Here is a 13,195-nt window from a genome sequence, read left to right as displayed (position 1 = left end):
CAGTGACGTGGCCAACTCGGAGAGTGACGACCGTCGACGGACCGGCGGGAACCGCGCACTGCTGCGGAACGTCCTGCTGTACTGCGGCGCCGCCGCCCTCGTCGCCTGGGTGATCCTGCTGTCGGTGGCGGTGTTCACCGAACCCTCCGGCGACGACCTCGACGGCACGTGGCTCGCCGTCGCCACCCTGGTCAGCTTCCTCGCGGTGTTCGTCGTGCTGTCGATGATGGTCACCCACCCCGGTTGGATGACCGGGCTCGCCGGAGGCGTCACGGCGGTCGGCGCGGCGGTCGGCGCGTGGCTGGTCTACTCCACGATGCCCGAACCCGGGGTCGGTGCCTTCATCACGCACCGGCACGCCATCGCGGCCCTGGCGTTCGCGTTCGGTGTCATCGGCGGTGCGCTCCTCGTCCTGGGCGAGATGGCCTTCGACGCCCGCAAGTCCGACGACGACGTCCCGGCCGGGCTCCGGCTGCGGTTCGGGATACCGGCGGTCGCGCTGGTCGTCGTCGCGGCCGGACTGGGGATCCCCGCGATGCACACGTGGGCCGACAAGGCCAACACCGAGGCGTCCCAGGCGACCGGCGGCGGTCTGGAACCGGCGAAGCTGCGCTTCGAGGCCGCGTCCAACCCGATCGAGGGACGGGTCCTGGCGGGCACCCCCGGGGGCGTCCTCACCACCGACCAGACCGGGGAGGGCGCCTCGGTCGCCGTCACCATGCGCGACCCGCTGACCGGCGCCGAACGGTGGCACCACCGCCGGTGGAACCGGGAGGCCGGTCAGGCCCCGGTCGTGTCGACCGGCGGCGAACTGGTCGCGCTGTCGGGCAAACGCCGCGACGACACGATGCTGCGTTACGTCACGGTGTTGGACAGCCGCACCGGCCGGGTACGCGCCGACGTGCCCTTCGACGGCGACCCCGGCAGCCTCGAAATGGTGTCGGACACCCTGGTGGTCCACCTGTCCGGCACCGAACGACAGAACCTCACCGCCCGCGACTTCTCCGGACGCACCCGCTGGACGTACCGCGTGCCCGCGATGTGCACCGCGACCGCGACCGCCGACGCCGGTGAACGTGTCACCGTGGCACTCGGCTGCCGCGCCGAGAACGGCACCGCCGAGGAGTCCCACGTGCTGGCCCTGGACGCCGACTCGGGCCGCGCCCTGTGGGACTGGGTCGCCGCCGCCGAGGGCCGCGTCTTCCGCCACGGCATGGTGGTCGTCGGGGACCGCGTCGTCGTGGACGTCCGCCGGGACGAGTCGCCCAACGACGGCATGTTCGCGGCGCGCATGTACCGGCACGACGTCAACGCGATCTCCCTCGCCGAGGGGGAGTCGGTGTGGCGGCGCGAGAACCTGGAACTGGGGAACACCTACGCCCCGGCCTGCGCGGGGACGCTGCAGGTCGCCGGCGGCGAGTCGGGTGCCGAACCGGTGGTACTGCTCGGCGAATGCCACCAGATCAGCGGCGCGGCGGGAGCGTCGATGGACGTGACGGTCCTCGCCGCCGACGACGGCGACGGCGTGTACACCGCGAAGGCGCCGCTGGGCTACTCACCGACCCGGGACGAGGACACCAGCCGGTGGTTCATGGGGCTCCCCGACGGCAGGGTCGTGCTGGCGGTGGACGCGTCCATGGACCTGAACCGGCCGGACTGTCGCTGGTACGTCGCCGGGCCGGAGAAGGGCGAGACGACCCGGCTGCCCGTCCCGGAGTCGATCGCCGAGTCCGGCTGGTGCCAGCGGACGTCCCTGCAACTGACGCCCAACGGCGTCGCCGCCGGATACGTCGTGGAGGACGGGGGCGGGTTCTTCGCGCTGCGCTAGACCACGACCGGCACATCCGGTGGTGGCGCCGTGAAGTGACGGCGCCGGCTCCGACGCCCGGGGCAAGGTGCCGGGTGAGGCTGCCCGGTCCCGCGATCGGTGAAGGTGACCGCTCCCCGGACGACGGATGGCCCCGGCCGGGCGGCAGGGCACGTGGCCCGATGCGGGCACCGGTGCGCCGACCTGAACGCCCGCTGAATAACCGATTGACACCCCTTCGCCGGTTCTGCGACACTTCGCACCATCCGGGTGGTTTGCCCCCGGTCGGGGTGGGGCGTTCGAGTCGGCACGCCGCGGCCCGGCTGTGGCGCCGTCTCCCGGCACGTGGTGTGTGACCGCGGACCGAGACCGGTCCGCGGTGCGGCGGGGAGGCCGTCAGCCGGTGGTGGAGGCCGCGGCGGTCTTGGCGGGCTTGTCCGCCTTCTTCGTCTCGGTCTTCTTCGACTCGGACTTGGTCTCGCTCTTGGTGTCGGACTTCTTGGCGGAGTCGTTCTTCGCGAGCTCCTTGCCCGAGCCGCTGCGCGAGTCGGTGCGGTAGAAACCACTGCCCTTGAACACCACGCCCACCGAGCCGAACTGCTTGCGCAGGGCGTTCTCGCCGCAGGTCGGGCAGTCGGTCAACGGCTGATCCGTGAACGACTGCCGGGCCTCCAGGTCGTGGCCGCAGTTGGAGCAGGTGTACTGGTAGGTGGGCACTGTCCGCCTCCGCGAGATTGGCACTCTGATGTTTCGAGTGCCAATTGTGCGACATCCGAGTGGATTCGGCCACCACCGGGGTGGGATTGGTGGCTAACCCCATAACCTCCGTCAAGCCCTCGGAGGGTGTGACGACCATCGTCACCGCGCGGTCGTGCGGCATCACCGGGACCGGCAGCGGCCACTCACCGTCGTACAACGGCGCCACGATCGGCACCCCGGCCGACACCCGCGCCAGCGCGCGGTCGTAACTGCCGCCGCCCCGGCCCAGCCGCACCCCGGTGTCGCCCACCGCCAGCGCCGGGACGATCACCAGGTCGGCGCCGTCGATGGCACCGGGTCCCAGCGGGGTACCCGACGGCTCCGGCAGCGGCCGGCCGGTCGTGATCGCGTGACCGGTGTACCAGGCCCAGTCCAGGTCGTCGTCCGCCAGCAGCAGCGGCAACAGCACACGGTGCCCGGCCGCCGACAACCGCGCGGGCAGGTCCGCGCCCGGTTCGTCCCGCATCGGCTGATAGGCCGCCACGGTGCGTGGGTTGCCCGCCGGACCCGACACCAGTTTGTCCAAAATGGCCAGAATGGCGGCGTCGGCGGCTTCCCGGTCCGCGACGGGCATGGCGCGTCTCGCCGACAACACCGCCGCCCGCATCGCGACCTTGGCCGCCTCGGCGTCGTTGTTGTGTTGGTAGGAAAAGCCCATGAGCCCTCCGTCGTTCGGATCGGTTTCACCAACAGAAGTCTGGCCGATCGTGCGGATGTCATCGCCCTGTGTAACGCTCAACGGAGAATGATCCGCCTGACCGGTGGGAGGAGGATCGACGATGCCGCTGCGAGCCCGGCTGACCGCGGCCTTCCTCGTGGTCGTCCTGGGACCGGTCCTGCTCGGTGCCCTCTTCATCGGCGCCGCCGTCAACACCGTCTCCGACGGCCGGGCCGCCGACCGGCTCGCCGCCGCCGCGGGCGTCGTCACCACCACCGTACGCAACCACTGTGAACGTCTCGCCGCGACCGCCTCCGCGATCGCCGTACTGTTCGAAGAGGATACCGCCGTCATCACGGCCGCCGCCGCACGCGCGGTCGAGACGGCCGGGCTGGAACGGCTCTGGCTGACCGACCTCACCGGCGAGGTCGTCGCGCAGGCCGGCGCGGCGGGCACCGACGTCGCCAGGCAGGCCCGCTGCCGCCATCCCGGCACCGTCGCGGGCATAGACACCGTCGCCGCCGAGGTGGAGGTGCACGACGCCGACGGCAGGACCGTCGGTGTGGCGCGGGCGTCGATGCGCGTGGACGGGGCGCTCGTGGACTCCCTGGCCCGCGCCGCCGGAGCCGACGTCATCGTGGACGACGGCCGGTCGCCGCCGTTGTCGTCGTTCGGCCCCGAGGACGCCGCGACCGCCGCCGACCGGCTACGGCTGGCCCGGCTCGCCGACGGGGAGGACGGCCCGGTCGTCAGCGACCCCAACGGTGCCGTCGTCCGGACCGTCCCCGCCATGCCCGACTCGCCGATCCCGGTGGTGGTGGCGGTGCACGCCGACTCCGAGGGGGAGCTGTTCGGGGTCCTGATCGCCACCGTGGCGGTCGCGGGGCTCCTCGCGGTCGCCGCCGCCGCCTGGTTGGCCAGGTCCACCACCCGGCCGTTGGCGGAACTGGCGCGCGGCGCCGAGGCCATCGCACGCGGCGACCTGGAGATCCGGGTCCCGGTGCGCGGCAACGACGAGTTGGCCGCGCTCGCCCGCAGCTTCAACCGGATGGCCCGTGAGACGCAGGGCTACGTCGTGGCGCTCACCGCCAGCCGCGACCAGATGCGCGGCCAGTTGACGCTGCTGGGGCAGACCCTGTCCAGCACCCTCGACCTGGAGCGGATACTGCCGGTCATCGTGGACACCGCGATGGTCGCGACCGGCGCGCGTGCCGGTGTCATGCTGCTCGCCGACCCGGACGAACCGGGGGCGCTGGTCGGGCAGGCCGGGCACGGCCCGGGAGGCCGCGACCGCGTCGGCGACGTCCGGCTCGCCGTCGGAGAGGGCCTGCTCGGCCACGTCGCCGCCACCGGTGAACCCGTCCACGGCAGGATCGGCGACCCGACGCTCCCGGCGCGCAGCCCACGCGAACCCGGCGGCGAGGTGGTACTCGCCGTACCGGTGGTGTCGCTGGCCGACCGGGGCGACACCACCGAGACCGCCACCGGCGACGCCCTGCTCGGGGTGCTCGCCGTCTACGACCCCGCCGGGGAGGGCGAGTTCGACGCCGACGACCTGTCGACCCTGCGGGACTTCGCCGGTCAGGCGGCCGTCGCCGTGGGCAACGTGCTGTCCCACCGGGAGGTGCGGCGGTTGTCCCTCACCGACCCGCTCACCGGACTGTGGAACTACCGGTACCTGCAGGTGTCGCTGGCCCGGGAGGTCGAACGGGCCGGCAGGTTCCACCGCCGGGCGGCCGTCATCGTGATCGACCTCGACAAGTTCAAACACGTCAACGACACCTTCGGCCACCTCGCGGGAGACGCGGTCCTCACCGAGGTCGCCACCAGGGTCGCCGCCGAGATCCGGGACGTGGACCTCGCCTTCCGGTACGGGGGCGAGGAGTTCGTCATCCTGCTGCCCGAAACCGAGGCCGCCGGCGCCGAACGGGTCGCGCAACGCCTGTGGCAGGCGGTGCGGGACACCCCCGTCGCGGTGCCTTCCGGCGCCGGGCAACCGGAACGGCGGATACCCGTCACCGTCTCATTGGGAATCGCGGTGTTCCCCGACCACGGGGACGACGGCGCGCAGGTCCTGTCGGCCGCCGACGGGGCACTGTACGCGGCCAAAGCCGCAGGGCGCGACACCTGGCGGGTGGCAGGTGGATGACGGTCCCGCCCGTTAGTCTCGACCCATGTCAGCAACCGACACCTCCTCCCGGATCAAGGCCGTGATACCGGCCGCCGGCATCGCGACCCGCTTCCTGCCCGCGACCAAGGCCGTCCCGAAGGAGCTGTTCCCGGTCATCGACAAACCGGTGCTCCAACACATCGTGGAGGAGGCGGCCGCCGCCGAGATCCGGGACGTCCTCCTGGTCACCGGTAGGGGCAAGACGTCGATGGTGGACCACTTCGACCGGCGCCCCGACCTCGAACAACGTCTCATCGACCGGGGCGACACCGCGAGACTCAAGGCCGTCATGGAACCGTCCGAACTCGCCGAGATCTACACCAGCCGGCAGGCCGAACCGCTCGGGCTCGGCGACGCCGTCGGCTACGCCGAGTCCCATGTGGCCGGAGAACCCTTCGCGGTGCTGCTGGCCGACGAGTTCACCGACCCCGACAACGGCCTGCTCACCAGGATGATCGACCTCCAGGCGACCACCGGCGGTATCGTCCTGGCGCTGCTGGAGGTCCCCCGGGAGGAGGTGAGCCGGTACGGCGTCGCCTCGGTGGAGACCACCGACGACCCGGGGGTCGTGAAGGTCACCGGCCTGGTGGAGAAACCCGATCCCGCCTCGGCGCCCAGCAACCTGGTTCTCATCGGGCGCTACATCCTTCCATCGGCTATCTTCGATGCAATCCGGCTCACCGAACCCGGCAAGGGCGGCGAGATCCAACTCACCGACGCGATGGCCCGCCTGTTGTCCGAGGGGACGCCGGTGCACGGCATCGTCTTCCGAGGCCCGCGATACGACACCGGCGAACCCGTCGGCTACCTGCGCACCATCATCGAGCTGGCGATGCGCCGCGACGACCTGGCACCGTTCAGGGACTGGCTGACGGCGTTCGTGGCAGAGCAGGACCGTTGAACGACACGCGACGACACATCGGCGGAACAGTGAAAACGGGGGATGAACAGTGGACACTATGGGAGAGCCGGTCGCGCTGGCCGACTTCCTGGCGGCGGCACTGGCGCGAGTCCGGCCACTGCCGACCATCGATCTCGACCTGACCCAGTCCTGCGGTTGCGTCCTGGGGGCCGACGTCACCGCCCCCGGCCCACTCCCGGCGTTCGACTACGCCGCCGTCGACGGTTACGCGGTGCGGATGGAGGACGTCTCCGCCGCGTCGCCCGACCGTCCCATCGCCCTGAAGGTGCTCGGCGACGTCGCGGCGGCGAGCTGGCGGCCCGTCCGGCTGGTACCGGGCGCCTGCTTCGCCGTCGCCGCCGGAGCCGCCCTGCCGTCCGGCACCGACGCCGTCATACCGTTGAGCTGGACCGACGAGGGCATGGCCGCCGTCCAGGTCGCGCAGGCACCCAAACGCGGGCACGGGCTGCGCCGCGCCGGCAGCGAACGGGCACAGGGCGAGGTCCTCGCCCACAACGGCCGCCAGATAACACCGCAGCTCGTCGCGCTGCTCGCGGCCGCCGGAGTCGGCGACATCGTCGTCCGGCCCACACCCAGGGTCGTCGTGATCGCCACCGGCGACGAACTCATGGACACCGGCCGGGTCAGCCAGCCGGGACAACTCGTCGACGTCAACTCCCACGCGCTCACCGCCGCCGCCTCGGAGGCGGGCGCGCACGCCTACCGGGTCGGCATCTGCGACGACGAACCCGAGGCGCTACGCACCGTCCTCGACGACCAGACACTGCGCGCCGACCTCATCATCACCACCGGCGGCACCGGAACCGGTCCGGGCGACATGGTGCGGCGCACCTTCGGCCGCGACCGCACCGTCGAGTTCTCACCGGTGTCGGTGTACCCGTGCAGCACGATCGGGTTCGGCAGCGTCGGACCCGAGGAGGTGCCGATCGCGTGCCTGCCCGGCGACCCCGGGGCCGCCATGATCGCGTTCGAGGTGCTGGCCCGGCCGATCATCCTGCGGTTGGCCGGCGCCGAACCGGTGTTCCGGCCCAGCGTACGGGCCAACCTCATCGAACCGGTCTCGTCGCCGACCGGGTTCCGGGAGTTCCGGCCCGTCCACGTCGCCGAGCGACGCGGCGGCGGATACACGGCGGCACCGTTGCCGGGTGGCCCGTACACTTTGTCGAGCCTGGCGGAGGCGACCGGGCTCATGGTCCTGGGCGAGAAGGTCACCACCGCCCCCGCCGGATCGACTGTAGACGTCCTGTTGTTCGATAGGCATCGATGAACATCAACGAACCGGGTTGGCCCGTCACCCTCACACACGACCGGGTCACCCTGCGCCCGTACCGGCGATCCGACGCGGCGGCGTGGAGCGCGGTGCGGCGGCTCAACGAGAAGTGGCTCGCCCACTGGGAACCTGCCTCCGGCATGTCGTGGCACGAGTCGAACTCGCCCGCCGGATTCCGCGCCATGTACCGCGACCTGCGCAGATCGGCGCGCGCGGGCGGCGTGTGGCCGTTCGCCGTGTGCTACGACGGCGAACTGGTCGGCGGCATGACCGTCGGCAACATCGTCCGCCGGGCGTTCTGCTCCGCGCACGTGGGTTACTGGGTCGACGAACGACACGCCGGGCGCGGCATCACACCGACCGCGCTCGCCCTGGTGTGCGACCACGCCTTCACACGCGGCAGGCTGCACCGCATCGAGGTCAACATCCAACCCCACAACACGGCCAGCCGCCGTGTCGTGGAGAAGCTCGGTTTCCGCGAGGAGGCCATGTACAAGGCGTACCTCTACATCAACGGCCAGTGGCGCGACCACGTCGGATACGGCATGACCGTGGAGGACGTCACCGGCGGCGGAGTCCTCGACACCTACCTGAAGGGCCGCGAGCAGGCCGCCTGACACGCCGGTGCCCGACAGTCCGAATCGGCCGATTCGGGTCCGGCGGTTCCGACGCCGGTATAGCTTGTGGACGGGATCGTCACCGACCGCTTGACCGGTCGGCATTGTCCACAGGGCGTACCCTCAAGTAACGCCGGATACAGGAGGGGCCATGCCAACGTCGGTTCTGCTGGCGGTACTCGCCGGCGCGGGCCTGCTGGCGCTGGCCCCCGCCCTGGTGCGCCGCTACGACGCCGACGAACGCATCGCCGCGGACCGCGAGGAGTCCCAGGCCCGGGTACTCGACCGGACCGAGAAAGGCCACACCGGCACCGGCGCGACACCGGCGGACCCGCCCGCGGCCGAGACCGGCGAGGCGGACCCCGACACCGACGTTCAGGACCCCGCGACGCCCGATCCGGCCGCGCGGAGATGGGAGCGTTCCGGCGCACGCGTGGCGGGATCGGTAACCTTGAGCCCGGACGCGCCCGCGACGACGGGACGCGAGGAGGTGACGGTGACTTCGGCACAGCTACGTACCTGGTGGCAGCGACGCCATCGTCGCGTCCTGTACGTGCTGCTCGCGCTCGTCCTCATCGAGCTCGTCGGAGTCGTCGTGGTCGGCCCCGGATTCTGGCTCGGCGTCGGGGTGTCGCTCGCGCTGCTGCTGCTGTTCGTGCGTTTCCTCCGGCAACGCGCCGTCCGGCTGGCCGGGGAACGCGCCCGCCGCCCCCGCACGGCCGAACGCCGATCCGTCTACGTTCCGCCACAGCCGGAACTCACCCCGGCGGAGGACGACGACTCCACCCCCGACGGCCTGGTTCCCGGTTTCGACTCCGAGGAACCCGCCGAACCGGAACCGCCGGTGCGGCGCCGGACCGGCGGCATCCGCGGCCGCTCCTACGAGTCCCCGGCGAATCTCTAGCCGTCGCGTCCCTCTCACCCGGGCTTCGACGGGTCGTCCCGGCCGGAGGCAACCTCACGGCACCTTCAAGGCGTCAACCGGACGGCCGGTCACCAGACCGGTCCCGGCCGCCGGCCGGCGGACCACCCACCGGAGGAACGATGCGCCCGCAGGCGACGCGGTCACCCCACGGTGTCCTCCGCCACGCGGCCGGAACGCGCCGGTCCCACATCCGCGAAACCCGTCCACGTGGTGGTGGCGATTCACTCCGCCGCTCGGTGAATACACCGCCACGGGAATGCCCGGCGATTACGGGAAATCCCGCCCCGGCATCATCGAGACCCGGGCCACATTCCCCGGCACATCGTCCGGTTCCCGGTCTCGGCGCGTCCGGACACATCGGGCCGCGCGGCGTCACTTCCGAGGCCATCGGGGCGCCCACCTGGGGTTACGCACCTCGACCGCACCGGGGAAACGAACGTACCGCCTCCCCGGCCGAGTACCCGGAAACATTCCCTCAATGCGTCGTAGAACGCGCCAATACGACGTTTCCACGTTTCGATCCCCATACCCCCCGAAAAACACGGACAGATCATGGTGATCATCTCCTCACAATGGGAAATGGTTGTGCGGCAACACTTCCCCGACTTGAGTAACGGAGTTAACATGAAATGTCGTCCCCTCGGCTGTAAAGGAAAGACATGAGCAAGCAGGGCGCCCGGCGGGCGCTGACGAACCGTGCGCCGTGGTGGTCGAAGGTCATGCTCGGCGTGGGTGCCCTGATCATGGTCGTGACCGGCACCACGGTCGTCTACGCCAACGTCCTGCTGGACACCGTCGAGGACTCGGTGGAGACCGCCGACCTGCTCGGCAACGGTGAAGAGGACACCGGCGAACCGATCGAGGGGCCGCTGAACCTGCTCGTCATCGGCACCGACCTGCGCGTCAACGACTCCGACGGGCAGGACCGCACCGACACGATCATGATCCTGCACATCAACAAGAACCTGGACAAGGCCACCATCGTCTCGATCCCCCGAGACCTCAAGGTCGAGATCCAGGACTGCGGTCAGCTGTTCTCCAGCCCCTGCACGTACAAGATCAACGCCGCGTACAACGCCGGCCTCGACCAGTGGAGCCGCGAGGAGAAGTTCGCCAACCTCGCCGCCACCGTCTCCGACCTCACCGGGATCGAGAAGTTCGACGGCGCCGTCATCATGGGCTTCGAGGGCTTCCTCAACGCCGTGAAGACCTTCGGCGGCATCGAACTGTGCCTGCCCATCGACATGGCGCTGGAACAGGAGAAGCTCGACAAGGACGGCGGAACCGGCCGGATCTTCCCGAAGGGCTGCAACGAGTACAACGCCCAGGAGGCGCTGTGGATCGTGCGGGAGCGGTACGCGTACGTCCGAGAGAACCCCGATCTCGACCCCTCATGGGGTTACGGCGACTACGGCCGCCAGCACATGCAGCAGCACTTCATCAAGCAGCTGCTGAAGAAGGCCACCGACGAGGGCTACACCACCGACCCGACCAAGGTCTCCGCCCTCATCGAGGACATCGGCCCGTCGCTGGTCATCGACCCCATCATGAACAAGGGCATCGTGGACATGGCGGTGGCGTTGCGCGGCATCAAGCCGTCCGGCATGGAGACCATCCGGCTTCCCACCACCAACTCCACCGAGTACTTCACCGGTGTCGAGGAGTCCTATGAAACCGTGCTGCCGGGCTCCGAGGAGGAACAGATCATGAATGACCTGTTCGCGGCACTACGGGAAGACACCATGGACCAGTGGATGAAGGAGAACCCCGAACTCCTCAACAAGGGCTGACGCCCGAGACGGCCACGCCGCCGGGGACCGATCGGATTCGGTCCCCGGCGGCGTCGTCATGTGAGAGATCGGGGGGCCTCCAACCTCCGCCCCATACTTTGAGCGTAGAACCGGATCGGGGGCGTGGTCCAGTCCGCGCGCGCCGGGCTGTGGATAACCACCGCGTTGTGGACAACCCACGACGGGTCGGCGGTCGAGGCGAAGCGGGATGCCCGAAAGGGGTCGGAGCCGGCCCGGCGCGCCCGAAGGGGCACACCCTCCGGAGAAGCGGCGGGGCTTCGGGCGGCGTCACGGCAGGCCGAGCCGCGCTGAAACGGTCGGCCCCCGCGGACGACCACCCGACGTGCGCCTCGGTACGACAGCACGGAAGCGCCCCGGCCGTTAACACGGCCGGGGCGCTTCCGAAGAACTCAGACCCGCCAGCGGGCGATGACCGTCTCGCCGCCGACGACCTTCTCGCCCGGCGCCACCAGGGCGTCGGCCGCGTCGGCGGGCAGGTACACGTCGGTCCGCGAACCGAACCGGATCAGTCCGTACCGTTCACCCTTGGCGAGCAACGCGCCCGGCTGGGCCCGGTTGACGATCCGCCGGGCGATCAGTCCGGTCCGCTGCGCGACCGCGACCCGGCCCCGCGCGGTGTCCAGCACCGTGTAACACGCCACGTTGTGCTCGGCGGCGGCCTTCATTGCGGGCGCGTAACCGCCCTCCTCACGGAACACGTCGACCACCCGGCCCGCGACCGGCGAACGGTTCACGTGCACGTCCAGCACCGACAGGAACACCGCGATCCGCAGCCACTCCTCTCCCGCCTGGCCGGTCGCGCCGCCGAACCGGTCGTCGCTCACCCGCTCCACGGAGAGCACCTTGCCGTCACCCGACGACACCACGGCGTCCGGGTCGTCGTCGGTGACCCGGTTCGGGTCGCGGAAGAACGCGGCGGCGGGCAGCGCGGCCGCGGCGGGGATCATCCACAGCTTGGACTTCGGCCGGGTGCTCTTGGCGAGCCCGGCCAGCCCCAGCAGGATCGCGCCCGCGGCGATGCCGTTCGAGTCGATGTGCATCTTCGAGGTCAACGGGACGCTGCTGGGCCGATGGGTCGGCGCGATCCGGTCGACCAGCTGAAGGTCCTGGGCGCCCGGCTTGAAGCGGAACCGGTGTACCCGGATCGGCGGCCGGTTGCGCAACACCAGGTCGTTGCTGGTGCCGAACTCACCGACCAGGTCGGCGAGGTCCTCCGGCACGTCGGTGAGCGGGACCGCCACGGTGAGGCTGCCGCCCGCGGCGGTCAGTTCCCGCAGGGTCGCGACGGTCTTGGTGAACTCGTCACGCGCGGAGAGCGGTTCGGCCGACATGACGACGTCGGCGGGGGCCGCGTCGGAGACCGAGGCGACGAGCTTCACCCGCTCGACGACCCAGTTGCCCTGTTCGGCCAGGTATGCCTCGATGGCGCCCCGTTCCGCCGGTTCCACGGCGACCGTCAGGCGGTCACCGGGTAGCAGCGCGTCGACGGCGGCGGCCAGTACCGGGTGGGCCGCCCCGGCCCCCACGATGAGGCCGGTCTTGGGGCCGGGGTGCCGGATGAACTCATCGGCGATGACTCGGGCGGCACGGCGTCCGACGCTGGCGGTGAATGGCATGTGGAATCCCCAAATCCTGAATCAGGCGTACCCGCTCATGATAGTTCGGGCCGGGCATACCGCCCGCCCGGCGCAGGCGAGCGGTGAGCGGCGAGTCACGGGTGGAACCCGCCCGCCGCCCGGCCGACGGGTACACAGTTTCAAGATCATGGATACGGCCCGGGGGCGTGGCATCGGTGTTAGCCTCGAAACGAAGGCGCCTGAAGACCACAATTCACAGGCCGATGGGATGTTTTCATGGGACACATTCCATCGCGGTGTTCTCGACAGGCTCCGGCGAGGAGCACAACCGGGACGGCGACGCGCCGCAGAAGCCGTCCGGTCGCGCCGGAACTCCTGAAGACACCGTGATCGTCGTGCCCGCCGCGCGCGATCGGCCAGTTACGGCGAGCCGGGGTACCGCGCGCAAGCTGCCCCGGTTCGTCGTGTTCCCCCACTTTCTCAGACCGCTTGGTCCCCGCCCGGTGGCCCGGTCTTCCGCTTGGTCCCCGCCCGGTGAGGCGATTCCGCGATCTTTGACCGCTTAATCCCTTTTGTCACGATTTACCGGGGACCGAGTGCGACCGGGCGGGGACCAAGCCGTACTCGGCGGGGACCAAGCGGAGGCGATCGGCACCGCCGGGCCGAAACGGGCTGAGGC

General features: G+C 70.6%; 9 protein-coding genes and 1 pseudogene. 7 read left to right on the top strand and 3 right to left on the bottom strand.

What is annotated here, in order from left to right:
• Positions 1-7 precede the first annotated feature (7 nt).
• Positions 8-1,828 (top strand): PQQ-binding-like beta-propeller repeat protein, encoded by a 1,821-nt coding sequence (locus LX16_RS12570; RefSeq protein ID WP_147138426.1) that lies wholly within the window; start codon positions 8-10, stop codon positions 1,826-1,828.
• Between the two features lie 375 nt (positions 1,829-2,203).
• Here the strand turns inward: LX16_RS12570 and LX16_RS12565 are convergent, their stop codons facing one another.
• Both LX16_RS12565 and LX16_RS12560 read right to left on the bottom strand, forming a co-directional pair.
• Positions 2,204-2,524 (bottom strand): FmdB family zinc ribbon protein, encoded by a 321-nt coding sequence (locus LX16_RS12565; RefSeq protein ID WP_147138424.1) that lies wholly within the window; start codon positions 2,522-2,524, stop codon positions 2,204-2,206.
• A gap of 91 nt (positions 2,525-2,615) precedes the next feature.
• Positions 2,616-3,140: pseudogene (locus LX16_RS12560) on the bottom strand (5-formyltetrahydrofolate cyclo-ligase); the annotation flags it as partial.
• A gap of 205 nt (positions 3,141-3,345) precedes the next feature.
• On the opposite strand from LX16_RS12560, the gene LX16_RS12555 reads away from it, so the two are divergent.
• The 6 genes from LX16_RS12555 (at position 3,346) to LX16_RS12530 (ending at position 10,918) form a co-directional block, all read left to right on the top strand.
• Positions 3,346-5,373 carry a diguanylate cyclase gene (locus LX16_RS12555; protein WP_147138422.1) on the top strand — a complete coding sequence of 676 codons (2,028 nt, stop codon included), beginning with the start codon at positions 3,346-3,348 and terminating at the stop codon, positions 5,371-5,373.
• 25 nt (positions 5,374-5,398) lie between these two features.
• Positions 5,399-6,295: a UTP--glucose-1-phosphate uridylyltransferase gene (locus LX16_RS12550; protein WP_147138419.1), complete on the top strand. Its 897-nt coding sequence runs from the start codon at positions 5,399-5,401 to the stop codon at positions 6,293-6,295.
• Between the two features lie 58 nt (positions 6,296-6,353).
• A complete protein-coding gene (locus LX16_RS12545; RefSeq protein ID WP_147138417.1) occupies positions 6,354-7,583 on the top strand; it encodes a molybdopterin molybdotransferase MoeA in 1,230 nt (409 codons plus the stop codon).
• Entirely contained in the window at positions 7,580-8,203 is a 624-nt protein-coding gene (locus tag LX16_RS12540) for a GNAT family N-acetyltransferase (RefSeq protein WP_147138416.1), read from the top strand. The genes LX16_RS12545 and LX16_RS12540 overlap by 4 nt, the downstream gene beginning before the upstream one ends.
• Positions 8,204-8,354: 151 nt before the next feature.
• A complete protein-coding gene (gene sepX, locus LX16_RS12535; RefSeq protein WP_147138414.1) occupies positions 8,355-9,107 on the top strand; it encodes a divisome protein SepX/GlpR in 753 nt (250 codons plus the stop codon).
• Between the two features lie 680 nt (positions 9,108-9,787).
• Positions 9,788-10,918, top strand: coding sequence for an LCP family protein (locus LX16_RS12530; RefSeq protein WP_147138412.1), 1,131 nt, complete (start codon positions 9,788-9,790; stop codon positions 10,916-10,918).
• 410 nt (positions 10,919-11,328) lie between these two features.
• Here LX16_RS12530 and LX16_RS12525 read toward each other — a convergent pair whose 3' ends face one another.
• Entirely contained in the window at positions 11,329-12,555 is a 1,227-nt protein-coding gene (locus LX16_RS12525) for a phosphatidylserine decarboxylase (RefSeq protein ID WP_147138410.1), read from the bottom strand.
• Between the last annotated feature and the right edge of the window lie 640 nt (positions 12,556-13,195).

The organism is Stackebrandtia albiflava, assembly GCF_007994225.1.
In the GTDB taxonomy this organism is placed as follows: domain Bacteria; phylum Actinomycetota; class Actinomycetes; order Mycobacteriales; family Micromonosporaceae; genus Stackebrandtia; species Stackebrandtia albiflava.
Note: the sequence above shows the minus strand (reverse complement) of the source record. Positions and strands in the feature narration are given on the sequence as shown.

What these genes read in the sequence shown, in the direction of transcription:
- LX16_RS12540 (WP_147138416.1), top strand. Translation starts at nt 7,580, where the DNA reads ATGAACATCAACGAACCGGGTTGGCCCGTCACCCTCACACACGACCGG.
- sepX (WP_147138414.1), top strand. Translation starts at nt 8,355, where the DNA reads ATGCCAACGTCGGTTCTGCTGGCGGTACTCGCCGGCGCGGGCCTGCTG.
- LX16_RS12530 (WP_147138412.1), top strand. Translation starts at nt 9,788, where the DNA reads ATGAGCAAGCAGGGCGCCCGGCGGGCGCTGACGAACCGTGCGCCGTGG.
- LX16_RS12555 (WP_147138422.1), top strand. Translation starts at nt 3,346, where the DNA reads ATGCCGCTGCGAGCCCGGCTGACCGCGGCCTTCCTCGTGGTCGTCCTG.
- LX16_RS12525 (WP_147138410.1), bottom strand. Translation starts at nt 12,555, where the DNA reads ATGCCATTCACCGCCAGCGTCGGACGCCGTGCCGCCCGAGTCATCGCC.
- LX16_RS12545 (WP_147138417.1), top strand. Translation starts at nt 6,354, where the DNA reads ATGGGAGAGCCGGTCGCGCTGGCCGACTTCCTGGCGGCGGCACTGGCG.
- LX16_RS12550 (WP_147138419.1), top strand. Translation starts at nt 5,399, where the DNA reads ATGTCAGCAACCGACACCTCCTCCCGGATCAAGGCCGTGATACCGGCC.